Here is a 23,754-nt window from a genome sequence, read left to right as displayed (position 1 = left end):
GTGTGGACTATTACCCCGCATACGGTCTTGATCGCGACGCCGGCTTTCGCCCGCTCAAGTCCTTAGCCGAGGTCATCGAAATCTTCACCAGCGACAAGGACAGCTGGGGCATGGCCTACTGGTTTCGCTCGCCAAACAGTTTCCTGGGGGCCAAACGGCCACAGGATCTGCTCGGTACGCAGCCTGAACTGGTGATTGCGGCTGCGCAGGATGAGATACAGGAGATCTGCCATGGTTAAGCGTAGCGCCAAGCGAAAATCACCCTAAGGAGTAGCTGATGACCCCCTAGTGATCGATTTACCTGAAGAGGATCCCCGGCAATGGGATAATCTGGCCGCTATTCGTCATCTCTCTCAGGCAGAGTTAATCCGCGAAGCCTTCAATCTTGCAGATAATCGCCCCGCTAGTAATAAGCATGCGTTTGGATTATGGGCTGATGGAAACACTGACGGAATTCATTATGACATTCAGATCCGCAAGGAGCGGGAATGATTGTTAAATACGTGGCTTGCCTATCGCATCACGATATACGCTACAGCAAGCCGCGATTACCAGCACTTTTATTCTACTCGTCAAAGAACCAGTATCCCTGATTAACCAGCCCGGTCAGCTCAGCCGCAAAAGCCGGATGATGAAGCGCCTCCCCCAGTTCATTTTTACCGATAAAGGTATATTGGCACAGCGCGTCGGCGGCGTCGGGATTGACCGTAACCAGCGGTTCGCCATTGATGAAGAAGCCGTCGCCGACCTGCAGAACCCTCAGACCGTCCAGGCGTTTCAAGACTTGGCCCTCCATCAGCGCGCCGACAATCTCGTCGCTCTTATAGAGCGGCTGGGCGGGAGCGATATCCAGCTCGTGGCGCGGCGTGGTGGCGAAGCGGCCAAACCACTGTTTAAAATCTTCCGGCTGATTAATCATATCGGTCATCATCGTACGCAGGCGATTAAGCTCATGATCTTCAACCCGTCCCGGATGCTCCCGGCAGGTTAAATCAGGATCGCTGTAATGCTCGCCGCCGAGATCGTTTTCCAGCGCATAGTCGGCGAAACTGCTGATTAAATCCCGGCCGTTGGGTCCGCGGAAACCCACCGAGTAGTTGAGGGCGGTTTCGTGGGTGAAACCGTCGTGCGGGAAGCCCGGCGGAATATACAAAATATCCCCCGCATTGAGGTCTTCATCAATGATTGGCGTGAACGGCTCAACGTGCAGCAGCGCCGGATGCGGGCAAAACTGCCTAAGGGGCAGTTTATCGCCGACGCGCCAGCGGCGGCGGCCCATTCCCTGGATGATAAAGACATCGTACTGATCGATATGCGGTCCGACGCCGCCCCCAGGTACGGAAAAGGAGATCATCAGATCGTCCAAACGCCAGTCCGGCAGCACCCGAAACGGGCGCACGAGTTCGGCGGACGGGGCATGCCAATGGTTGACGGCCTGGGCCAGCAGCGACCAGCCGGTTTCACCCAGATCATCAAAGTGTTCAAACGGCCCGTGGCTGGCCTGCCACTCCCCGTTTGCATGGCTTACCAGGCGGCTGTCCACCTCCGCTTCCATGGCCAGGCCGGCCAGTTCGTCCGGCGTAATAGGATCGATAAAGTCCGGGAAAGCGTTCTTTAATATGACGGGTCGTTTTTGCCAGTATTTTTCTAAAAATTCGGGCCAGTTAAGGTTCAGCTGATAAGCCATGCGTTCACACCAGTGAGAAGACAAACGGCCCTGATTATATCGAGTCCCCCCGTGGCCGCTTTGTCATTGGTCAAGGCTAGGCGTTCAGCCAGGCAAAAATGAAGAGGGTCAGTCCATTCCCGGGGGTGACGTTGTCTGGCAAAGGCGTATACCCGTCATACTTCAAGCAGCAGATGCGTTGCCGCCTTCCCGCAACTGGAATTATTCAAGGTATAACGTTATCCGGATCGCTTATTCAGAATGTTTCCCAGCCGGCAGTGTCGTTTTGTTTCTCAGCAGGCTTATTGGCGGGAAGAGGCGATACTTTAGTTATGTCTGGTTTGACCTCCTCTGGCCTGCCTTTCGGTTCATGTAATTTGAACACATGAATAGTTTCAAGCAGCAGGCGTACCTGCTCCATCAGCGAGGCGCTGGCCGCTGAGGACTGTTCCACCAGCGAGGCATTCTGCTGCGTTACCCCGTCCATCTGCGAAACCGCGAGGTTGACCTGGTCGATACCGGTAGATTGCTCCTGTGATGCCGCCGAGATTTCCGCCACGGTGTCAGTGACGTGCTTCACTGACGAAACGAGTTGATGCATGGTTGCACCGGCGCGCTCCACCTGCCCTGCGCCTATGTTGACCTTGTCTGCGGAGTCTTCTATGAGGGATTTGATCTCTTTGGCCGCGGAGGCGGTGCGTTGAGCCAGCGTGCGTACTTCGCTTGCCACCACCGCGAAGCCCTTGCCTTGCTCTCCGGCGCGTGCAGCCTCCACCGCCGCATTTAGCGCCAGTATATTGGTCTGGAAAGCGATGCTATCGATTACCGAGATAATCTCGGAAATTTTGCTGGAACTGGAAGAAATCGCATTCATTGTCTGGACGACTTCTGATACAGCCTTGCTGCCGGACTCGGCCATTTGGGAAGCATTGGCGGCGAGTTGGCTGGTCTGTCGCGCATTATCGGCGTTTTGCTTGACGTTGGAGGCGAGCTGTTCCATCGAGGCGGCGGTTTCTTCAAGTGAAGAGGCCTGTGCTTCTGTGCGGGACGAGAGGTCTGTGTTGCCTGCCGCAATTTCTCTGGAGCCGATGTTTATCTCTTCAGCGCCAAAGCGGACTTGCGTGACCAGACGCATCAGGTTTTGTTGCATTCCCTTAATGGCGAAGAGCAATCTACCGATTTCGTTTTTGCTTGATACCCGTATGTCGGCGGTTAAATCGCCTTCCGCCACCGCATCGAGCTGTTCGATGGCATAGTTCAGTGGCCGCAATATGATGTTTCGCAATAAAAACAGCACGGTAATGGCTATCAACAGGGTAATGAATAATACGATTGCCAACGTCCACAGCAACTGGCGGTATTCGCTGTTTCTCATCTGCGCCAGCGTGTTTACAGTTTCACGCGTGTCTTTCTGATACTTCTCCAGCGATGTGGAAAATCGTCCTCCGGCTTTGTCGATATCCTGTATGTTGATATCGTAGTAGCTTTTCACGTCCCCCGCCTGCAACAAATGCTCCGCTTTGTCGAGAAGCTGGCTCAAGGCATTCGCCGACTCGACCAGTTCAGTCTTTATAGCTTCGTCGCTACTGAGCATGACGGGGAGGCCTTTGAATAGTTGGATATTGGCCAGCATGCGCCCGTGGGTGGTCTCGATGTTTTTGTAAATCCAGGGTTCGGCTTTGCCATCTTTCAATAAGCTGGCATAGACCAGGGCAAAACCCGCACGGGTACGTGCAGAATCTTTGTAGACATCATTAATCAGAATTACCCGGCTATCCGCCTGGTGAACAAAGTCAGTAGTGTCGTTTGAGCGCGTGAGCGCGAACAGACCTGCGCAGGAAATCGCCAAAATCATCAGCGCAAAAACGGAAATTGCGCCGGTCAACGCAAGTCGAACTGAAATATTCTTCATTAAAAATTAACTTCCATAGTTTAAACAGCAAATTTAGGAACTAGTGCAATTAATTTGTGCTAATTCAACTCGACGCACCGTACCTGCCGAATTCTTCCAGGGACGGGGTATCGTATTTGTGATATAACGGCAAGAAACCAGAAAACTTTAATTTTTGACCTTATGCCGCCGCCCTTATCGTTGGCCGATATCCGTCTGTACGGCACGTTAACACTGGGTGCTGGTCGCTTTTTTCATTCAGTAAATTGTTATGGTGGCAAATGATTTCCCGTTGCCATTATTTTTGTCTGGCATCATTCTAATTTGTATATTGGGTTTTGTTTTCTAATAGGTTCATTCATTGCCGAGATTATCATTTATATATTGGATTTTCATAATAATTATCCCATGAAACTAAGGTGAATCAGGTATTTCTAAAGCTTATTATTAACAATTGATTTTTATTAATAATTTTGGCGATATGAAAAATTGACCCTGCAATAGGGATAGGATAATCTGATTATTCTATTGGTTTTCGATTAATTGAAATATAATGATAATTATACATTCATCTTATTTTTCATTTGGTATTAATCGTATTTATCCAATGAGTTTGATTAAATTGCCGAAGACCCGGTGGGGTCATCGTGATGCGCGTAGGTGTCTTGCCTATTTCACGTCCGGCTCAGCCACCAGCTCTATCCGATTACCCTCCGGATCGGCAATCACGGCTTCGTAGTAGCCGTCGCCCGTGATACGGGCAGGGCTCAATAATGTGCCGCGTTGACGGGCATGGTCGGCCAGGCGATCGACCTCTTCCTTGGTGCCCACATCCACCGCAATATGCGCCCAGCCGACAAACTCCGGATGTTCCGGCGCGGCCGGCAACTCCGGCAAGGTCATCAGTTCAATAGTGGGTCCCCCCAGTAGCGTAATGAAGTGAGATTCAAACCCGGCGCGGTTTTTGCTGACATAGCGTTCATTACTGATTCCGCCAAAAGTCCGTTGCCAGAACGCAACCTGAGCCTCGAGATGACGGGTCCAGAGTGCGACGTGTGCTATTTTCATTTCAACCTCCGTGAGGAATTGCGGCCGACGCTGTCATCTTTTTCACCCATAATGGGGGTCAATAGTGTTGACAGACCGATCGTGTATGCATGATTATGCTCATTGATGCTCGATGTTTGAGCCAATAAGGAATTATTATGCTCGATTATGCAGCTTTTCCCAATCAACGGCAAGTCCTGATCCGCCGGATCCTTGAGCAGGAGGGAAGGGTGGTCTGTGTGGAAATGGCGGCGCAATTGAAGGTGTCTGAACACACCATTCGCCGGGATTTACAGGAGCTTAGCAAGGAAGGCATCTGTAAGAAAGTGTACGGCGGGGCAGTGCTTCAGCTACCGGAAGCCGGCAGTTTTATCAATCGCAAAGAGCAGAATATTGCAAACAAAGACATGATCGCGCAGGCCTGTGTGGGACTAATTACGTCCGATAGCTGTATTTTTATTGATTCAGGCACGACTAATCTCGCCATTGCCAGAGCACTGCCTGAGGATATCCGGCTGACGGCAGTAACAAATTCTCCTGCCATTGCCGTTGAGTTGATGAAACATCCCCAAAGTGAAACGATTGTGCTGGGTGGACGCATCCAGAAGGCGTCGGGTGGGAGCTTAGGCAGTACTGCTGTAGACCAGCTTCGGGGAATTATCTTCGACCAGGCTTTTATCGGCGCTTGTGCCATGGCTCCGGAAACCGGGCTGACGGGTTTTGATTTTGAGGACTGCGAGTTCAAGAAGGCCGTTATCAAACAGAGTAATCAGGTCGTCGTGGCCCTGACCGCGGAGAAAGTTCCTGGTGTGGCGCGTTATGTTGTCGCCGACCCAAGTGAAATTGATGTAATGGTTGTTGAGGAGAGTTTACGTAAGGAGTTTATTAACTTTTTCAAGACACATGATATTCGAATCATCACTGTCTGAGGTTGTTTAACCTTGTAAAAACAACCTCAGGGGCGGAGTTCATCACTTTGATATTCAAGCATGAATAATTTATTCTGATATGGCGTAGTTATTTTTTTATTCATGAAAATTCATTTTTTTAAAAGTAAATATGATATTTAAAAGATGACACCAGGCAGAATTTATCCATTTTGTCTGTCGATCGCTGTCTCCAGAGATAATTAGAGACAGCGAAGAGGGTAATTTAATTAAGATGATACTGAAGCGTTATTTCCGCTTTCAGCAACTGCGATACCGGGCAGCCGGCTTTGGCTTTTTGAATGATTTTTTCAAATACCGCATCATCAATGCCCGGCAGCTTCACCGTGCTGTTCAATGCTACTTTAGTGATGGCGAATCCGCCTTCAACTTTATCCAGCGAAACATCCGCTGTGGTATCAATGCTGTCAGGCGTAAAGCCCTCGTCGCCAAGCATCAGGGATAATGCCATGGAAAAACAGGCGGCATGGGCCGCGCCTATCAGCTCTTCCGGGTTGGTTCCCGCCGCGCCCTCGAAACGGGTGTTGAAACCGTAGGGCTGCTGTTGCAGCGCCCCGCTCTCGGTGGAGACGGTACCTTTACCGCGTTTGATATCGCCTTCCCAATGGGCCTGACCTTTCTTATGGATCGTCATGTTTTTCACCTTTGTGGATGAACAAGCCATAAGTATAGAAGATCGTGCCCATTGCGCGTCGGGCAACAAAGCCATCCGAAAATTTTCTCATGGAAGGGGCTAATGGGGGGCGGTTTTTTCCGATGCCTTACGCCAACTGTGCATCAGCGTCAGGCTTTGTTCGCGAATGCATTTTTTTATCATCTCTTTTTTTTCCGCCGTAACGCTGCCGGTTTCCGTCAGGGTAGGAAACAGGGTGTGGCGCAAGACGTGAAAGGTGGTGACCTGGCCAAGCAATGACAGGGTGCGAAGCTGCACCATCTCATCGTCCATCGGGCTGTCGCAGATGCGAGCCACCAGCTTAACCGCCCCGGAAAACAGCTGTCCGAACAGCTTGTTGCTGAAATCTTCCGCGGTCTTGCCCGGCCCTTGGCCCAGGCGCATACGCGCATAAAACAGCCGCTGGCCGCTGGTGGCGTTTTTGCTTAAAATCCGCTCAAGCAGACTGTCCAGCATTTGGCATAGCGTCTCGATGCAGGTGTCCGTATCGGCGCTGTTCTTTACCAGGGTCCGCGCCAGAAAAGGCTGGAGCCATGCCTGATTCTCCTCCACGAGAGATGCCGTGCAGGCGATGTACAAACCTTCTTTATTGTCGAAGTAGTATTGCAGCGCGGGGGGATTGACGCCCGCCTTTTTGGCAATCTGACGGGTGGACGTACTCTCGTACCCCGATTCGCCAAACAGTTCGATGGCGCTGTCGATGATGCGCTGGCGGGTTTCGCTCCCGCGGGCATAACCTCCGGAAGAGGGATGGCGGAGTCGCTTCGGCTGCATGCTTTTAGGCATATTTTCAGGTCCTGTGCAAAAACGTACCGATTATACCTACCGGTGGGACAATTAGGAAATATATCACTTGACACAATTATTCCATATGGAATAGTTGTTCCAATTGGAATAATTTCATAAAGGCTTATCGTCATCCATGGCTACAACAGCTTCAACTCCTAGCGCTTCACAGCCTCCTGTTCCCATACGACCGCGTCGAAAACGCCGCATCCTGCTTTATCTGGTGCTGGCGGGCGCCGTTCTGCTGGCGGCGGGGCTGCTTTACTGGCTGCTGGTCGCCCGTTTTAGCGAATCCACCGACGATGCCTATTTGCAGGCCGACAGCGTGACGCTGGCACCGAAGGTCACGGGTTATGTGCGCGAGGTGCTGGTGAAGGATAACCAGAGGATCGGCGCCGGGCAGCCGGTGGTGCGGTTGGAGGACGATCAGTATCAGGCGCGCCTTGACCAGGCGGACGCCACTATTTTGTCCAACCAGGCGGATATTGACCGCGCCACGGCGGAAATCACCCGCCAGCAGGCGGAAATAGAAGAGGCGCGGGCGCGGCAGCGGTCGGCGCTGGTGCAACTGCATTATGCGGAGCACGAATACCAGCGCTACCGGCCGCTGGCCGCCAGCGGCGCGGAAAATCAGGAGAAACTCACCGATCTGGGCCGTAGCCGGGACCAGGCGCAGGCGGATTACGACGCCAACGTGGCGGCGGTGAAATCGGCTTCGGCGCAGATCCGGTCTATGCAGGCGCAGATTGAACAAGCCAAAGCGCAATTATCCTCCGCCCGGGCGAACCGGCAACAGTCCGGTATCGATCTGCGCGATACGGTGATCCGTAGCCCCATCGACGGTTTTGTAGGCGACCGCGCCGTGCGCGTAGGCCAGTATGTTCAGCCCGGCACTCGGCTGTTAACCGTGGTGCCGAATGATGACATTTATCTGGTGGCGAACTTCAAGGAAACGCAACTGACCAATATGCGTCCCGGCCAGCCGGCCACGCTGCATGTGGACTCTCTTCCGGACCATGACTTCCAGGGCCAGGTGGAGAGCTTCGCCCCCGGCACCGGTTCATTGTTTGCGCTGCTGCCGCCGGATAACGCCACCGGCAACTTTACCAAAATCGTCCAGCGTGTACCGGTGCGCATCCGGATTACCGAACATTCCGACGAGTTGAAACGTCTGGTAGCGGGCATGTCGGTGTCTGTTGATGTGGATACGCATCCGTCCCGGCAGCGTACGCAGCCATGAGTGAGTCAGTGCGGGAAAAAGCCGATATCACGGACTGGATAGCCGTGCTGGCCGGCGCGCTGGGTGCGCTGATGGCGACGCTGGATATCTCCATAACCAACTCGGCGCTGCCGCAAATCCAGGGCGAAATCGGCGCAACCGGTACGGAAGGCACCTGGATTTCCACCGGCTACCTGATGTCGGAAATCGTCATGATCCCGCTGGCGGGCTGGCTGAGCCGCCTGCTGGGCCTGCGCAATTTCCTGGTGGGCTGCGCCCTGCTGTTCACGTTTTTTTCCATTATGTGCGGCACCGCCGACAGTTTGGCGCAAATGATCATCGGCCGAATCGGCCAGGGTTTTGCCGGCGGCGCAATGATCCCTACCGCGCAGATGATTATCCGTACCCGCCTGCCGCGCAGCCAGTTACCGTTGGGGATGTCGCTGTTCGGCGTTATCGTTATCCTCGGGCCGGTGCTCGGGCCGGTGGTGGGCGGCTGGCTGGCTGAAAACGTCAGCTGGAACTGGTGCTTCTTTCTCAATATTCCGGTGAGCGCCGGCCTGGTGCTGTTATTGTTGCTGGGCCTGCCGCCGGAGAAGCCCGTCTGGGACGACTTTTTCAAAGCGGACTGGCTGGGCATTTTCGGCTTGAGCGCGGCTCTGAGCAGTTTGACGGTGGTGCTGGAGGAGGGCCAGCGGGATCGCTGGTTTGAGTCGAACCTCATCATTTGGCTGACGGTGGTGATGGTCGTAGGGTTCATTTGTCTGGCGATAGCCCAGGTTACCGCCAAAAAAGCGGTTATTCGCCTCTCCCTGCTGGCCAACCCGCGTTTTGCCAGCGTGCTGGTCATCGTGTTTGTCGTCGGCATGGGCCTGTATTGCGTGCTTTATTTACTGCCGCAGTTTCTGAGCGGAATTGTCGGTTATAACGCCCTGCAGTCCGGTAACGTATTGTTGATTTCCGGCATTCCCAGCCTGCTGATGATGCCCATATTGCCGCGTCTGCTGGGCCGTGTGGATGCGCGCTTGCTGGTTATTACCGGAATTATCCTGTTTGCGGTGAGCTGTTTTCTGGATACCACGCTCACCGCGCAGAGCGCCGGCAATGATTTTTTCTACTCGCAGCTGCTGCGGGGCGCCGGGCAAATCATGGCAATGATGCCGCTCAATCAAGCATCGATGGCGGCAGTGAGCAATGAAGAAGCGGCGGATGCCGCCGGGCTGTATAACATGATGCGCAATCTCGGCGGCTCGGTGGGCCTGGCGCTGATGGGCGTGTTTATCGACCGTCAGAACAAATTGCACAGCGACATTATCCGGGAGTCCGTGACCGCCAACTCGCCGCTGGCGGACAGCCGTTTGTCCGGCAATACCGCTCTGTTCGCCAGCGAGCATGGCGACATTTGGCATGCCAAAATGCAAGCTATGGCGCAATTGGCGAATGAAATCAACCAGCAGGCGGCGGTAATGACCTATTCCGAGTCGTTTTTCCTGCTTGGCATCGCCCTGATGTGCTGTATTCCGCTGGCGTTGCTGCTGCGCGCGCCGCGTTTAACCCATAAGTGAAAATCAAAATGACCACTTTTGCATACGGGAAACTGTTTTTACCGGCCACGCTGGCTTTGCTGCTGGCGGGCTGCAGCGTGGGGCCGGACTATCAGGGACCGCCCGCCGCGCCCGCGGTGAGTCAATTCCAGCGTTTGCCTTCTTCCGGCGTCGGCACGCAACCGGCGCAGGCGCGCTGGTGGCTGGCATTTCATGACCCGCGGCTGAACGGGCTTATCGATAATGCCCTGCGGCATAACCCGGACCTCGCCATTGCCGCTGACCGTCTGAAGGAGGCGCGGGCGACGCTTATGGGCGACGAAGCCCAGCAATATCCGAAACTGAATGCCAGCGCCCTGGCGGCGCGCGCCAAATTGCCCGACAGCATCGGCTTGGGGGGCGATAACCCGATGAACCTCTACAGCAGCAGCTTTGACGCCAGTTGGGAATTGGATTTGTTCGGCCAGGAGCGCCGCGCGGTGCAAGCCGGCCGGGCGCAGGCGCAGGCCAGCGAGGCCAGCCTGGCGGATACGCAGGTCTCCATCGCCGCCGAAGTGGCGCGCAATTACCTGCTGTTGTGCGGCACGCGCGAGCGGCTGGCAAACCTCAATCAAAACCTGCAATTACAGCAAAAGGCGCTGGATCTGGTGAGCCAGCGGCGCGAGCGCGGCGCGGCAAACGATAGCGACGTCAACCGGCTGCAAACGCAGTTTGAAAACAGCCGGGCGGAGATTCCGTCATTGCAGGCGGATATTAACGATTACCAGGACCAGTTGGCATTCCTCTCGGGTCTGACGCCCGGCGCGCTGGATACGCTGCTGGCGGGTGCCGACCGTCTGCCGGCGCAGCCCGACCGGGTCAATGCCGGCGACCCGGTGTCCCTGTTGCGCCATCGGCCGGATATCCGTAGCGCCGAGCGCCAGTTGGCCGCCAGTACGGCCACCGTCGGCGAGCATGTGGCGGATCTTTACCCCAAGGTCACCCTGCGCGGTCTGCTGGGTTTTAGCAGTTCAGACAGCGGTCAAATATACAGGCAGGAAAATGAGTCCTGGATGCTCATTCCGATGCTGCAGTGGAATATCCTGGATTTCGGCCGGGTTCGGTCACAAATCAATGTGGCCAAGGCACAGCGGGACGAAGCCGAAGCGCAATGGCGCAAGACCGTGCTGGATGCGCTGCGGGACGCCAACAGCTCGCTGTCGCGCTACGGTCAGCAGCGCCAGACGCTGGTGAATTATCTGCAGGTGGAAAATACCGCCGACCGCGACAGCGCACTGGTCAGCCAACGCTATGGCGCCGGCGTCTCCAGCCTGATTGACCTGCTGGATACCCAGCGTACGGCGCTTACCGCCGGGCAGCACCGCATCCAGGCGCAAACCTCCCTGGCATTAGACTTCGTCGCGCTGCAAAAAAGCCTGGGGCTGGGCTGGCAGGACGGCGCCGGCTGAATGAAACGCTTCAACCAAACTCGCTTATACGATGGGATACGCAGAGTTTTTTGATTTCATCCCAGTCAAGTTCAACACCCAGGCCAGGTTGTTCCGGGACATGGATAATCCCTTTATCGTCGATAGGAAGCTTATTTAACAGCGGGAACATAAAAGCGTGCTCAGGCACAAAATACTCAAAATAGTCACAGTTTTTAATGGCGCAGGAGACATGGAGATTCGCAATATCCATCAACCCCATGGTGGTGGTATGGATTTCGCAATTCAGTCCGTTTGCTTCAGCCATATGGGCAATTTTTAGTGTGCCGGTGATCCCGGTTTTCCAGGATACATCGGCGCGGACGATATCGGCCGCCTGTTGCGCAATGGCCTGCGCAACTCCCCAATGCGCCCCTCGGGTTGTTTCCGTCGCGGCAATGGCAATGTCCAGACTGGCGCATAACTGCTGGTATTTGGTCAGTTCAAAATCCCTGAACGGTTCTTCAAACCATTCGTAATTCATCTTTTCAAGTGAACGGCCAACCTTGATAGCCTCGCTTAAGGTGTAATCACCCACCGGATCGGCAAACAGTAAAAAGTCATCTCCTACCGCATGGCGCAGTGCTTCATGAACTTCAATATCTTTTCGCCACGGGCCGGGGGAGTGAACTTTATACCCTTGAATCCCCGAATTTTTATAGTGAAGGGCTTCCTTGATATACTCCTCCGTCTCACCATGGAACAGCCCGCTGGCATAGACCGGTAAGCTATTACGATAGGCGCCGAGATATCTGAACAGCGGTAAATCAGCCGCTTTCGCCGCAATATCCCACAGCGCCACATCTACCGGGCCGGGCAAATAATTGGGGAAAAAGGTCAAATGACGATCGAGGGTCCAGAGCTCGTGCCAGATGCGTTCCCGTTCCGTCACATCCTGTCCCAGGACCAGAGGCGCGATATTTTCATGCAGATAGTTCTCGGTAATAATGCCTGAACGGGCTGCCAATGCGCATGCTTCGCCCGCGATATCGGCATCGGTGTGCAGCTTAATCACTACTACATCCCATGACATATTGGCACCCGATCTGTTTTCGGGGAATAAGCGGAGGTTTCTTGCGCAATGCCATGTTTCCAACGCGGTGACTTTCATTTTTCCCCCTGAATAGGCATTAATAATGTTTTTGAATAGGGCCGGAGCGCATAGGGTGACTGAGCGGATCGTTATTCCGTTAAAAGCCGATCAATGCTCCGCCATCAACCACTAATACATGTCCGCTAACAAAGGCGGCGGCATCAGAGACGAGATAAACAGCAGCCCAGCCAATATCTTTGGGTGTGCCGAATTTTTTCATTGGCGTTCGGTTGAGAATCTTCTGGCTACGTTCTTTATCTCCGGCAATGGCTTTTCTTAACATTGGCGTATCAATCCAGCCGGGAGCAATACCATTGACCCGGATGCCCGAATCCGCCAGTTCAGTCGTCAACGCCCGGACTAGCCCGAGACAGGCTGATTTTGCCGCTGAATAACCCGACACATAAGGGACGCCGATAAAAGACGCCATCGAGGCCATAAAAAGTATGTTGCCGTTACCGTATTGCTTCATATGCGGCACCAGGGCTTTTGTTAATGCAAAGGCACCCACGATATGCACATCGATAATGGATTCAAAATCCCCGACGCTCATCTCCTCGATTGATTTTTTACAGTGATTCCCCGCGTTATTAACCAATATATCGATGCGGCCATGTTCCGCCAGTAAACCGCTAACCCATTGCCGGGTTGTTTCTGTGTCAGCGACGTCAAAGGCATATCCAAAAGCCTGAGGGCCCAGAGCTTCGGCCGCCCGTTGAGCATCCTCCTGGTGCCGTGATGTGATAATAACCTTCGCGCCGCTATCCGCCATGCACTGTGCAATGGCGAAACCCAGCCCGCGGGATCCGCCGGTAATCAAGGCGGTTTTACCTTGCAATGAGAATACGTTTGCCTGCGACATACGCCACCTTATTCTGATTGAAGCTCAACTAAAATTTTAGTGACAGCTCCCGGGTCGCTCGCCCAGTGTTCCAGCGCGCGATCGGCTTTTCCAAGGGGATAATAAGCGCTGATAAGCAATTCCACCGGATAACGATTCTGTTCCATCAGCGCAATAACGGCGCGGAAATCCGCTTCCGTGGCCCCTCGCGATCCGCGGATATCAAGTTCCTTCAGCAAAAAGATCGCGCTATCAAAGGTAACGGGTTTTTTGGCATAGCCGACATAGACAATCCGTCCCGCAAAGGCGACCAGGTCAACGGCAAGCTCGATAGTGCTGCTCAGGCCCACCGCTTCGATGACCAGGGACGGACCTCGTCCTTCATCGAGTCCACCGGCAATCTCAAGGAGATCGGATTTGCTGCTATTGATGAAGCGGGTCGCGCCGCAGGCAAGGGCAACCGCTTCTTTCCGGTCGTCAATATCCACGGCAATGACTCTGGCCCCCATCGCCGCCGCCGCCGCAATGGTCCCCAGGCCGATAACGCCGCAGCCAATGATAACCACCCACTCGCCCACGTTTATCGCTCCCCGCCGGGCGGCGTGCAGTCCTACCGACAGCGGTTCAATCAGGGCCAGTTGCCGGCTGTTCAATTGGTTACAGACCAGCGCTTTTTGGAAAGGCACGGCGAGTTTCCTGACCATGCCGCCTTGCCGCTGAACCCCCAGGGTCTGGTTGTATTTGCAGGCGTTGGGCCGGCCTTTTTTACAGGAGCTGCATTCGCCGCAGGCGGTATAAGGCAATATGGTGACGCGATCGCCTACCTGGCACTTGGTGACATCTTCCGCTACCTGCGTAACGGTGCCGCCGATTTCATGTCCGGGAAGGCAGGGATAGACCACCAGCGGGTTCAACCCGCGCCAGGTATTCAAGTCAGAGCCGCATAGCCCGACATATTCCACGGAAACAAGCACTTCACCCTCTTTAATCGATGGCTCTGGAATATCGTCAAAGCGGGTTTGACTGTTACGATCAATAATTAACGCTTTCATGAATTTCTGCCCTAAATGATAAAAAATATTTGTTAGGTAGGCGATTTCTCAGCAGATTCCATCAATGGAGAGACCCGGACAAACAGGGCCACGCAGAGAGCGCCGATAACGCCTATCACACCTGTAAGGATAAATGCAGCTATGAAATTTCCCGTGTATTGCACAATGAATCCTGTCAAGATCGGCGCGATGACGCCGGCCGTATTGGCAATCAGATGAATAAATCCCCACGCTGCCGACATTCCTGCTGCTTACATTATCAGCCACTAGAGCCCAGGGCGCCGCGGCGGCAAGATACATAAAGAAGATACCCAGCGCCATCATGACTACCGCCCCTACCAGGGATTGGACATAAGCGGAAAAATCAGGCACAAGGATGATAAAATAAGGGCAACCACCAGGATTGCTTTTCGGGACAATATAAGATTGTTCGTTTTCTTATATAAAATGTCGCAGGCGACTCCTCCTAACGCCATTCCAATACTGCCGATAATCCAAGGAATCGAGGAAGCAATGCTCAGCTGCTGGATATTCAGTCCTCTCGACATGGACAAATAACTTGGGAACCATGTCAAAAGAAATAGAGAATATAATTAATGGCAAAGAAAGCCATCGCTGTGGCCAGGATCATCGGTTTTTCAGGTACTCTTTCAGCGGAAGAGTTTGGGTTTCGCTATCATGAGAGGCCTGATCCAGAATGCTGTTCTCATATTCTTCCACCTCTGTTTTGCTGGCGTGGGGATTATCACGAGGGTGGTCGGTAAACGCTTTCAACCAAAAAAAAGTCCAGATAAATCCCAGGCACATCATGATGAAGAATGAAATACGCCAGCTCCACATCACCGCGATAAGGCCGACAATGGGACCCGCTATCGCGCCTCCCAATGGGTTGCCCGCGTTAGCAATGCCTACAGCCCTTACCCGTTTACTCAGAGGTACCCAATTACTGACCGTTTTGTTAACTGTCGTACCCATCGGCCCTTCGCTCATACCAAAGAGCACGCGTATTATAAATAAAATCACATAGTTAAAAGCGATCCCCGTAAGTCCGCAAAATAAAGACCACGAAACCATTGCTATCGCAAATACTTTTCCCGGACCATAGCGATCGGATAAATAGCCGCCAACAAAATTAAACAGGGCATAGCCAAAAAAGAAACTGCTGAGTATGAAACCTATTTCAACAGGATTTAATCCCAGATGCGCCTTGATATAAGGCATGGCGACAGAAAAAGCGGCCCTGTCAAGGTAGTTTATTGCCCCAGCGATGAACAGCAAAAAAACGATTTTTGAATATTGACGCTTGAACATAGTCAGTTCCTCTGCTCGCCCGGCTTATCCTACCTGGATGATGGAATTTGATTACATTGGCTTGTTGCGGCAATTGCTGATGACCGGGTAGTTAGAAAATAGATACAACGTGTAAACCTGTCAAACAGGTTGAGGCGGAATGTCTTGTAATTGTAACTCAGCTCACACTTTTGCTGCCGCATCCGGCGCTTGACGCGTTCAAGACCTGACGAGTGCCAGGAACCCAGCCAGGATTGCTGACGGATTGCGTTCGTCGTATGCCACGGCGATGCCGCTTGACAGTCTTGCGGCCTCGTCTTTCAGCGGTCGGAAGACCACGCCGTGCCGTTTGACATGCTTTAGCGAGGCGGGGATTAACGCGATGCCTTGTCCTTCCGCGATAAGGCCTAGCAAGATGTGGTGGTCGTCGGGTTCTGGAATCGTTTTGGGCTTGAAGTCGATCTTTTCGAAGAATGCGTGGCAATGGTCGTAATAACCGGGATTCAACCGGCGCTCAAACCGGAAAATCGCCTCGCTGCGCAGGTCATCGAACCCAAGCCTGCGCTTATGGGCAAGAGGATGGCCGGCGGGCAGGGCGGCAATAAGCGGCTCCTCAAGCAGTGTCTCGGTCTTAAGGCCCTTGGTCTCGGTGTGCAGGCCGATAAAGGCGACATCCATTATCCCGTTCTTGATGTCCCGCACCAGGCTTATTGAATGTTTACCCTGGGTGACGAGCCGAAAATCCGGAAAGCGCTGCTGTAAAGGTTCGAGCACGTCGGGTATGACGCTGCGATCAAACACCGTGGTGTAGCCTATGAGAAATTGTCCGCCCGCGCTGCTCCGCGCCGCCCTGGCGGCTGCTATCGCCTTTTCCGCCTGAGCCAACGTGCGCCTGGCTTCCGGTAGAAATGCCGCCCCCGCTTTCGTCAATACCACACCCGATTTGGTCCGCAAAAACAGCTCAACGCCAAGCCGGTCTTCCAACTGGCGGATCTGTCGGCTTAATGGCGGCTGGGATATGTACAGACGTGCGGCCGCGCGCCCGAAATTAAGCTCCTCGCTCACCGCCAGAAAGTAGCGGAACTGTCGCAGGTCAATGGATTCATTCATACCGAAAAGGTATCACAAAAAAAGTATTGGCTGAACCTGCTGCGTAAAACATACAGTGCCTTCAGCGCATCAACCCGGCAACCAAAGAGGATTTATGGATAACGAACGTTACGTACGCGGTTTAGCGAAGCTTAATGAGGTGGATGGCCACGCGGGTGAGAAGGTCATTGACAGTCTGCGTGATATCGCCCCTGACTTTGCCCGGCTGCTCATTGAGTTTCCGTTTGGCGATATCTACTCAAGACCGGGCATTGACCTTAAAATTCGTGAACTTGCCGTGGTGGCGGCGCTCACCGCCATGGGAAACGCTTCGCCACAGCTTAAGGTACATATTCACGGCGCCCGGAATGTGGGTTGTTCCCGGCAGGAAATTGTCGAAATCATTATGCAGATGGCGGTCTATGCAGGCTTTCCGGCAGCTCTCAACGGACTGTTTGCAGCGAAGGACATTTTTTCTCAAGAGCCAGAAGCAAGCTGAGATCATGGTAAGCCTGGCATATTCTCATGCCGCATTGACCCGGCCCGCTTTATCCAGCAGCGCGTTAATCAACACATTCGCCCCCGCGGTGGCCCAGTGGGGGTGAATATTTTCAGCTTCGTTATGGCTGATGCCGTCGACGCAGGGGATAAAAATCATGGCGGTGGGCGCGGCCTCATTGAGATAGCAGGCGTCATGTCCCGCGCCGGATACCATATCCCGATGGGAATAGCCAAGCGCCTTAACCGCGTCGCGTATGCTGGCGATGCAGCTTTGGTCAAATTTCACCGGCGGATAATCGAATATGCGTTTGACAACCGCCTCAAGTTCACCGTTATTGACGATGTTTATGGCTTCACGCAGCCGGCATTCCATTTGCTCAAGTACCGTCTCGTCAGGATGCCGGAATTCGATACTGAAAAAAACCCGTCCGGGCACGACATTGCGGGAATTCGGGGTGATTTGCGCCATGCCGACGGTGGCCCGTCCGTCCGGCATGAAGGTCCGGCCGATCCGGTTGACCTCCTCCACCATGCGGGCAAAGCCCAACAGCGCGTCCCGGCGTTTATCCATCGGGGTGGTGCCCGCATGGGCGCTGAAGCCAACTATCTCCGCTTCAAACCAGCGTTGGCCCTGGGCGGCGGTGACGATGCCGATTTGCCGGTTTTCGGCTTCAAGAATCGGGCCTTGTTCAATATGCAGTTCAAAGGCGGCATGGATGGGAAACCCGCCCACCGGGTGTTCGCCTTCGTAGCCGATTTGGCGCAGCGCTTCCAGGAGCGTGACGCCGTTCTGGTCCCGGCGGCTGTGACCGAATTGCAGGTCGAAGACGCCGGCAAAGACGCCGGAGGCGATCATTGCCGGGGCGAAGCGGGCGCCTTCCTCATTGGTCCAGTTAATGACTTCTATGGCGCGTTCGGTTTGAATGTGCGCGTCGTTCAGGGTCCGCAGCGCTTCCAGGCCGGCCAGCACGCCATAGACGCCATCGAAACGGCCGCCGTTGGGCTGTGAATCCATATGGGAGCCGGTGACCACCGCGGGCAGCTCCGGGCGCGTCCCTTCGCGGCGCAGGAACATATTGCCCATGCGATCCACCCGGACCCGGCAACCGGCGCCCAGCGCCCAATTTTTGAGGCAATCCCGCGCCAGCCGGTCTTCTTCGCTCAGGGCCAGGCGACATACGCCGTCTTTGGCAATGGCGCCGAACACGGACATGATTTGCAAGGTTTGCCATAAACGTTCGCCATTGACGGTAGTGATATTACTCATGCTTGCCGCCCCCTGTGTCTTTTTTGTCCACCGCATAGCGAAAGTCACAGCGCGGCGCCCCGGACATGATGGTTTGCGTGCGGGTCAGTTTGACCTCGGGGGCATAGCCGACGATAAACTTGCTGTCCCGGGCGCAGGAGAGCAGGTGGCCGATTTCCCCCAGCCCCATCTCATGGTACATCTCGGCATAGCGGCAGCGATGGACGTCATAGTCAAAATGCCGATCATCGCTGGAGAGTATTTTCACCTCCAATGCATCGTCTTTCTCCCACAGGTACTGCAGGGCGACAAAGCTTTGGATATCGGCGCCGGCCGGCTCGCGGCGGGCAAAATCCTTGCCGGCGGCGATGGCCGCGTTCTCTACGGCCTCGCCGATGACCTCTTGCGCCCGGGCTTTGCCGAAGTCGCGCACCAGAATCTCATAAATGGGTTTTATGATTTCGGCCTCGATGCGCCGACGGGCCAATATGCCCAGGTCGTTTCTATGTTGGCCGGAATGGTGTTGGCCGGAATGCTGCTGACAGGAATGTTGGCAGGACATCGTCTAGCTCCTTTATGGTATGGCATTATTGCGGGTAATGGGGTCCGGCCAAGGCCGGTCCGGGCCGTACGGTCAGTGGCCGGCGGCGCCGCCCAGTACGCTTTGCGGCACCCATTTGCCGTTAGTCACCCGATAAACGGTGAATGTGGGATTGAGCAGGTTGCCCTGGCCATCAAACGCAATGATTCCGGTGACGCCCTGATGTTTGATGGCGCGCAGTTTCGGCAGGTATTTCGCCGGATCGGTGGAGTCGGCCTGTTCTATAGCGTCAATCAGCACGCTGGTGGCGTCATAAGCAAACGGGGCGTGCAGTTCTATATGGGTCTTGTAGCGGTCGATATAGGCCTGTTCGAATGCTTTGCCCCCCGGCATTTTATCAATGGGCAGGCCTGGCTCCAGCGCCACCACCCCTTCCCCCTCTTTTTGCGCCAGCGTCAGGAAGGTCTGGCTGACAAAGCCGCCCGCGCCCATCAGCGTGGCGGGCAGCCCGAGCTGTTTAATGCGCCTGGCGAGCGGCGCCGCCTGCGAGTCCACGCCGCCGAAAAAGATCAGATCGGCGTTTTTACTGCGGATATTGGTGAGAACGGCGCTGAAATCAACGGTCTTATCATCGATATACTCGCGATCGATAATATCTACTCCCTGTGCCTTAAGGGACTTGATGAATTCGTCGGCCAGGCCTTGGCCGAAGGCGGTACGATCGTCGAGAACGGCAATACGTTTGGCTTTCAACACGTTTACCGCGTATTGCCCGGCATCATTGCCGCCGTCGTCATCGTGGCCCATGACGCGGAAACTGGTGTCAAAACCCTGTTGGGTATAGGCATGGCCGGTGGCGACCGGCGCCACCTGGGCAATGCCCGCGTCATGGTAAATCCGGGCCGCCGGAATACTGGTCCCGGTATTCCAATGCCCAACCACCCCCACCACGCCTTCGTCCACCAGGCGTTGCACTACGGCAACGGCGGTGCGCGGATCGGACTGGTCATCTTCCGATACCAGCTTGAAGGTCACGGCCTTACCGTCAATTACCGGTTTTTTATTATTGGCGTCGGTGATGGCTAACTGCGCGCCATTCTCCAAATCCTTGCCGATTCGGGCGGAAGGGCCGGTGAGGGGCCCGGCAAGGCCGATCAGGACGGTTTCGCCGTTCGCCGCCGCGCTGTTGAAGGCGGCTAAAACCAAAGATGCCAGCGCCAGTTTGCTAAAGGTATTTTTCATAAAAGTTCCTTGTTGTAAGTAGTGTGAAATCAAGTGGTTATTCCCCCAGATAGGCCTGCCGGATCCTGGCGTCGTCCAGCATGTCCCCGGACTTGCCGCTGTGGCTTATCAAGCCGCTATCCAACACGTAGGCGCGGTGGGTGGCTTGCAGCGCCAGGCGGGCATTTTGCTCCACCAGCAGCAGCGTTACGCCCTGTCCGCCGATGCGGTGGATGACCGAAAAAATGGCCTCAACCATGATCGGCGCCAGCCCCATCGAGGGCTCGTCTAAAATCAGCAGGCGCGGTTTGCCGAGCAGGGCCCGGCCCATGGCCAGCATTTGCTGTTCGCCTCCCGACAGCAGGCCGGCCGGTTGTGAAAGGCGCTCCTTAAGGCGTGGGAATATGCGATAAATTTCCGCCAAATCGCGTTTGACGCCGTTGCCGTCGCGGCGCAGGTACGCGCCGATTTGCAAATTCTCCAGTACGGTCATGCGGGCGAAAATTCCCCGGCCTTCCGGCACCATGACCAATCCCTGCTTTAGCAAATGATAAGGCGGTACACCGCGAATGGATTTCCCGGCGAACAGGATCTCGCCGCGAAAGTCCTGCAGCCCGGTCACGGCCCTGAGGCTTGAGGTCTTACCCGCGCCGTTGGCGCCAATCAGGGTCACCTGCTCCCCGTCGGCGACGTCAAAATCGACTCCCTTGACCGCATGGATCCCGCCATAGGAAACGGTTAATCCCCGTACGGAAAGCAGTGGGTCAGACATGAGCGTTCCCTCCCAGATATGCCTGGATTACCGCCGGTTCCCGGCGCACCGTCTCCGGCGCGCCTTCCGCTATCACCTTGCCGTAATCGAGCACGGTGAGCCGGTCGCAGATCCCCATCACCAGTTTGACGTCATGTTCAATCAGCAGCAGGGTTTTGCCGTCATCACGGATGCGCATCAGCAGGTGTCTCAGATCGACTTTTTCCGCGGCATTCATGCCGGCGGCGGGTTCATCCACCGCCAGGAGAAGCGGATCGGTGGCCAGCGCGCGGGCGATCTCCAGCCGGCGCTGGTGTCCATAAGAAAGAGAGCCGGCGCGGTAGTGGGCGAATTGGCTGATGCCGACATACTCCAGCAGCTCGTAGGCCCGTTCGTGGGTCTGCGCTTCTTCTTCCCGCGCGCGCCGGTGGTGGCTGATGGCGGCCCATAACCCATTGCGCGTGCGCACATGCCTGCCTACCATCACGTTTTCATGAACGCTCATGTCATTGAATAAGCGCAGATTCTGAAAGGTGCGGGCAATTCCCGCCCGGGTGACTTTTTCAATGTCATGGGGCCGGTAAGGCATGCCCGCCAGTGCAAATACCCCCCGATCCGCCCGGTATAGTCCGGTAATCAGATTAAAAAGGGTGGTTTTCCCGGCGCCGTTGGGACCGATAAGGCCGTAAATCTCCCCTTGGTTGACGGTCACATTGACGTCATCCACCGCCACCAGTCCGCCAAAGCGCTTGCTGACGTTTCGTAAGGCCAGGAGGGGTGTCATGGATGCTTTTCCCCGTGATGGCGGGTCGGCCATAGCCCGGCCGGGCGAAAGAGCATCACCAAAATCAATGCCAGCCCGTAAAACAGCTGGCGGATGATTTCCGGGTCGATGATTACCTGGCCAAACAGCGCCTGCTGCAACGGGCCGGTGCTGCTGCGTAAAAATTCCGGCAGCGCGGACAGCAGCAGCGCGCCGAGAATAACCCCGGGAATATGGCCCATCCCGCCGAGAACCACCATTGCCAGCACGGCGATGGATTCCTGTAGCGAAAAGGATTCGGGGGAAACGAAGCCCTGGAAGGCGGCGAACATCGCGCCGGCGATGCCGCCGAAGGCGGCGCCCATGGCGAAGGCCAGCAGTTTAAAGTTACGGGTATTGATACCCATGGTCCGCGCGGCTTCCTCGTCTTCGCGAATGGCCGTCCAGGCGCGGCCGATGCGCGAGTGCTGCAGTCGAATGCACATAAACATGATGAACAGAATCAGCGCGGCAAACAGGTAGTAATAGAGATAAAGGGATGAGACGCGCACGCCGAACCACTGATACATGCCGGAGAACCTAAGGCCGAACAGCGAGGCCGGGTCGATGCCTGAAATACCTTTCGGTCCGTTGGTAATGTTCACCGGGCGGTCAAGATTGCGCATCAGAATACGGATGATTTCACCGAAGCCGAGCGTCACAATCGCCAGATAATCGCCGCGCAGGCGCAGCGTCGGCGCGCCGAGCAAAATGCCGAATGATGCCGCGAGCAGAGCCGCCAGGGGAACGACAATGATCACCGACAAATGGAGCCCCTGGGGAAAATACTGCAGCAGCTGCGGAAACTGCGTGGTCAAATGCGGCGAGGAGAGCAGCGCGGCAAGGTATGCGCCGATAGCGTAAAAGGCGATAAAGCCCATATCCAGCAGGCCGGTGAAACCCACCACGATATTCAGGCCGAGGGCCAGCATGATATAGAGCAGGGCGAAGTCCACCACGCGGATCCAGTAATTCCCCCCGGACGGACCTATCAGCAGCGGGGCCAGCGCCAGGCCGGCGACAAACAGCCACATGCCGAGGTGCGCGCGCCGGCGGGAAGCCGGGAAAAAAGTATTGAGGGTTGTCATAAGCGGTTCCTAGGCGCGATTGGCGACGCGTTCGCCCAACAGTCCGGAAGGCCTGAAAATCAGCACGGCGATCAGTACAATAAAAGCGAATATGTCTTGATAGTTGCTGCCGAAGTTACCTTTGGTGAGCTCGCCGAGATAACCGGCTCCCAGGGATTCGATCAAGCCGAGCAGCAGGCCGCCGAGCATGGCGCCGCGAATATTGCCGATACCGCCCAGTACCGCGGCGGTAAAGGCTTTTATCCCCGGCAGGAAACCCATGGAAAAACCGGCGTTGCCGTAGTTGCTGGCCATCATGACGCCAGCCAGCGCGGCGAATGTCCCGCCGATGGCAAAGGTGAGGGTAATAATGCGGTCGGGATTGATACCCATCAGGCCGGCGACCTGCGGATTCTCCGCCGTTGCGCGCATGGCGCGGCCCAGGCGGCTATGTTCCACCAACAGCAAAAGACCGGCCATCACCAGGCAGGCGATAACCAGCGTGGCGATACCGGTAACGGTGATGACCGCCGGCGCATGCGTCCCGTCGCCTCGGGTCAGGGGGATGGGATCCATCGGCAGGAGCTGTGGAAACATCAGCGGATTGCGCGACCAGATAATCATCGCCAGGGTTTGCAGCAGCAGTGACACGCCGATGCCGCTGATCAGCGGCGCCAGGCGGGGAGCATGGCGTAAGCGGCGATAGGCCAGGCGTTCGATTGCCATAGCCACCAGCGCGCATACCGCCATCGACAGCAACACCGCCAGCAGCAGCAGGACATAAACCGGCAGGCCGGGAAAATGGCGCTGAAGAAATGTCACGACGGACAGTGCGCTGAGCGCCCCCACCATCAGCAGATCGCCATGGGCAAAGTTGATGATGCGCAGGATGCCGTACACCATGGTATAGCCGAGCGCCATCAGCGCATAAATGCTGCCGAGGGTGAGCCCGTTAATGGCTTGCTGGATAAAGGTATCCATACTGCGAACGTCCTAAATAAAAAGGAATGCATGGGCATAC

At 55.3% G+C, this 23,754-nt stretch carries 24 protein-coding genes; 7 read left to right on the top strand and 17 right to left on the bottom strand.

All coding sequences use genetic code 11. From position 1 onward, the window contains the following. Positions 1 to 2 precede the first annotated feature (2 nt). Positions 3 to 239 carry an antitoxin Xre/MbcA/ParS toxin-binding domain-containing protein gene (locus GTU79_RS27225; RefSeq protein WP_253073442.1) on the top strand — a complete coding sequence of 79 codons (237 nt, stop codon included), beginning with the start codon at positions 3 to 5 and terminating at the stop codon, positions 237 to 239. 49 nt (positions 240 to 288) lie between these two features. Beyond that, entirely contained in the window at positions 289 to 492 is a 204-nt protein-coding gene (locus GTU79_RS27220; protein ID WP_203520387.1) for a hypothetical protein, read from the top strand. A 73-nt stretch (positions 493 to 565) separates the two neighbouring features. On the opposite strand, the gene GTU79_RS27215 is transcribed toward GTU79_RS27220, so the two are convergent. From GTU79_RS27215 to GTU79_RS27205, 3 genes are all read right to left on the bottom strand, one after another. Then, positions 566 to 1,687, bottom strand: a complete 1,122-nt coding sequence (locus GTU79_RS27215) for a ribosomal protein uL16 3-hydroxylase (RefSeq protein ID WP_203520389.1) — start codon at positions 1,685 to 1,687, stop codon at positions 566 to 568. Positions 1,688 to 1,922: 235 nt separating this feature from the next. Further along, positions 1,923 to 3,578 (bottom strand): methyl-accepting chemotaxis protein, encoded by a 1,656-nt coding sequence (locus GTU79_RS31075; protein WP_214513540.1) that lies wholly within the window; start codon positions 3,576 to 3,578, stop codon positions 1,923 to 1,925. Positions 3,579 to 4,226: 648 nt separating this feature from the next. Continuing rightward, on the bottom strand, positions 4,227 to 4,625 hold the full coding sequence (locus GTU79_RS27205) for a VOC family protein (RefSeq protein WP_203520394.1): 399 nt from the start codon (positions 4,623 to 4,625) through the stop codon (positions 4,227 to 4,229). A gap of 137 nt (positions 4,626 to 4,762) precedes the next feature. Between GTU79_RS27205 and GTU79_RS27200 the strand changes: the two genes are divergently transcribed. After that, positions 4,763 to 5,533, top strand: coding sequence for a DeoR/GlpR family DNA-binding transcription regulator (locus tag GTU79_RS27200; RefSeq protein WP_203520396.1), 771 nt, complete (start codon positions 4,763 to 4,765; stop codon positions 5,531 to 5,533). Between the two features lie 223 nt (positions 5,534 to 5,756). On the opposite strand, the gene GTU79_RS27195 is transcribed toward GTU79_RS27200, so the two are convergent. Next, positions 5,757 to 6,185 (bottom strand): OsmC family protein, encoded by a 429-nt coding sequence (locus tag GTU79_RS27195; RefSeq protein WP_132924706.1) that lies wholly within the window; start codon positions 6,183 to 6,185, stop codon positions 5,757 to 5,759. Positions 6,186 to 6,284: 99 nt separating this feature from the next. Then, entirely contained in the window at positions 6,285 to 7,010 is a 726-nt protein-coding gene (locus GTU79_RS27190) for a TetR/AcrR family transcriptional regulator (RefSeq protein WP_203520398.1), read from the bottom strand. Positions 7,011 to 7,146: 136 nt separating this feature from the next. On the opposite strand from GTU79_RS27190, the gene GTU79_RS27185 reads away from it, so the two are divergent. Genes GTU79_RS27185 through GTU79_RS27175 form a run of 3 tightly spaced genes read left to right on the top strand, consistent with a single transcriptional unit; the run spans position 7,147 to position 11,221 of the window. Further along, the gene (locus tag GTU79_RS27185) at positions 7,147 to 8,250 is read left to right on the top strand and encodes an HlyD family secretion protein (protein ID WP_203520400.1); all 1,104 of its coding nucleotides are present in this window, start codon (positions 7,147 to 7,149) and stop codon (positions 8,248 to 8,250) included. Then, positions 8,247 to 9,794 (top strand): DHA2 family efflux MFS transporter permease subunit, encoded by a 1,548-nt coding sequence (locus GTU79_RS27180; protein WP_132924711.1) that lies wholly within the window; start codon positions 8,247 to 8,249, stop codon positions 9,792 to 9,794. The genes GTU79_RS27185 and GTU79_RS27180 overlap by 4 nt, the downstream gene beginning before the upstream one ends. An 8-nt stretch (positions 9,795 to 9,802) precedes the next feature. Next, positions 9,803 to 11,221: an efflux transporter outer membrane subunit gene (locus GTU79_RS27175; protein WP_203520402.1), complete on the top strand. Its 1,419-nt coding sequence runs from the start codon at positions 9,803 to 9,805 to the stop codon at positions 11,219 to 11,221. Positions 11,222 to 11,231: 10 nt separating this feature from the next. Here GTU79_RS27175 and GTU79_RS27170 read toward each other — a convergent pair whose 3' ends face one another. The 5 genes from GTU79_RS27170 to GTU79_RS27150 all read right to left on the bottom strand — a co-directional run bounded on the left by GTU79_RS27170 (position 11,232) and on the right by GTU79_RS27150 (position 16,625). Continuing rightward, positions 11,232 to 12,272, bottom strand: coding sequence for an enolase C-terminal domain-like protein (locus GTU79_RS27170; protein WP_203520404.1), 1,041 nt, complete (start codon positions 12,270 to 12,272; stop codon positions 11,232 to 11,234). Between the two features lie 157 nt (positions 12,273 to 12,429). Further along, positions 12,430 to 13,194 (bottom strand): SDR family NAD(P)-dependent oxidoreductase, encoded by a 765-nt coding sequence (locus GTU79_RS27165; protein WP_203520406.1) that lies wholly within the window; start codon positions 13,192 to 13,194, stop codon positions 12,430 to 12,432. An 8-nt stretch (positions 13,195 to 13,202) separates the two neighbouring features. Then, positions 13,203 to 14,225: a zinc-binding alcohol dehydrogenase family protein gene (locus GTU79_RS27160; RefSeq protein WP_203520408.1), complete on the bottom strand. Its 1,023-nt coding sequence runs from the start codon at positions 14,223 to 14,225 to the stop codon at positions 13,203 to 13,205. 627 nt (positions 14,226 to 14,852) lie between these two features. Further along, the gene (locus tag GTU79_RS27155) at positions 14,853 to 15,536 is read right to left on the bottom strand and encodes an MFS transporter (RefSeq protein ID WP_214513539.1); all 684 of its coding nucleotides are present in this window, start codon (positions 15,534 to 15,536) and stop codon (positions 14,853 to 14,855) included. A 198-nt stretch (positions 15,537 to 15,734) separates the two neighbouring features. After that, entirely contained in the window at positions 15,735 to 16,625 is an 891-nt protein-coding gene (locus tag GTU79_RS27150; protein ID WP_203520412.1) for a LysR family transcriptional regulator, read from the bottom strand. 94 nt (positions 16,626 to 16,719) lie between these two features. Between GTU79_RS27150 and GTU79_RS27145 the strand changes: the two genes are divergently transcribed. Next, positions 16,720 to 17,103 (top strand): carboxymuconolactone decarboxylase family protein, encoded by a 384-nt coding sequence (locus tag GTU79_RS27145; RefSeq protein WP_203520414.1) that lies wholly within the window; start codon positions 16,720 to 16,722, stop codon positions 17,101 to 17,103. Positions 17,104 to 17,127: 24 nt separating this feature from the next. Here GTU79_RS27145 and GTU79_RS27140 read toward each other — a convergent pair whose 3' ends face one another. The 7 genes from GTU79_RS27140 to GTU79_RS27110 form a co-directional block, all read right to left on the bottom strand. Beyond that, positions 17,128 to 18,372: a M20 family metallo-hydrolase gene (locus tag GTU79_RS27140; protein WP_203520416.1), complete on the bottom strand. Its 1,245-nt coding sequence runs from the start codon at positions 18,370 to 18,372 to the stop codon at positions 17,128 to 17,130. Beyond that, positions 18,365 to 18,913, bottom strand: a complete 549-nt coding sequence (locus tag GTU79_RS27135; RefSeq protein ID WP_203520418.1) for an L-2-amino-thiazoline-4-carboxylic acid hydrolase — start codon at positions 18,911 to 18,913, stop codon at positions 18,365 to 18,367. The genes GTU79_RS27140 and GTU79_RS27135 overlap by 8 nt, the downstream gene beginning before the upstream one ends. A gap of 72 nt (positions 18,914 to 18,985) precedes the next feature. After that, positions 18,986 to 20,134 carry a branched-chain amino acid ABC transporter substrate-binding protein gene (locus GTU79_RS27130; RefSeq protein ID WP_203520420.1) on the bottom strand — a complete coding sequence of 383 codons (1,149 nt, stop codon included), beginning with the start codon at positions 20,132 to 20,134 and terminating at the stop codon, positions 18,986 to 18,988. A 37-nt stretch (positions 20,135 to 20,171) separates the two neighbouring features. Continuing rightward, entirely contained in the window at positions 20,172 to 20,885 is a 714-nt protein-coding gene (locus GTU79_RS27125) for an ABC transporter ATP-binding protein (protein WP_203520422.1), read from the bottom strand. Further along, the gene (locus tag GTU79_RS27120; protein WP_203520424.1) at positions 20,878 to 21,648 is read right to left on the bottom strand and encodes an ABC transporter ATP-binding protein; all 771 of its coding nucleotides are present in this window, start codon (positions 21,646 to 21,648) and stop codon (positions 20,878 to 20,880) included. Before GTU79_RS27120 ends, GTU79_RS27125 begins: the two co-directional genes overlap by 8 nt. Next, positions 21,645 to 22,754, bottom strand: coding sequence for an ABC transporter permease subunit (locus GTU79_RS27115; RefSeq protein ID WP_203520426.1), 1,110 nt, complete (start codon positions 22,752 to 22,754; stop codon positions 21,645 to 21,647). The genes GTU79_RS27120 and GTU79_RS27115 overlap by 4 nt, the downstream gene beginning before the upstream one ends. A gap of 9 nt (positions 22,755 to 22,763) precedes the next feature. Next, positions 22,764 to 23,714 carry a branched-chain amino acid ABC transporter permease gene (locus tag GTU79_RS27110; RefSeq protein ID WP_203520428.1) on the bottom strand — a complete coding sequence of 317 codons (951 nt, stop codon included), beginning with the start codon at positions 23,712 to 23,714 and terminating at the stop codon, positions 22,764 to 22,766. Positions 23,715 to 23,754: the final 40 nt, after the last annotated feature.

Source organism: Sodalis ligni (assembly GCF_016865525.2).
Taxonomy (GTDB): Bacteria; Pseudomonadota; Gammaproteobacteria; order Enterobacterales; family Enterobacteriaceae; genus Acerihabitans; species Acerihabitans ligni.
This window is presented reverse-complemented; position numbering and strand designations above follow the sequence as displayed.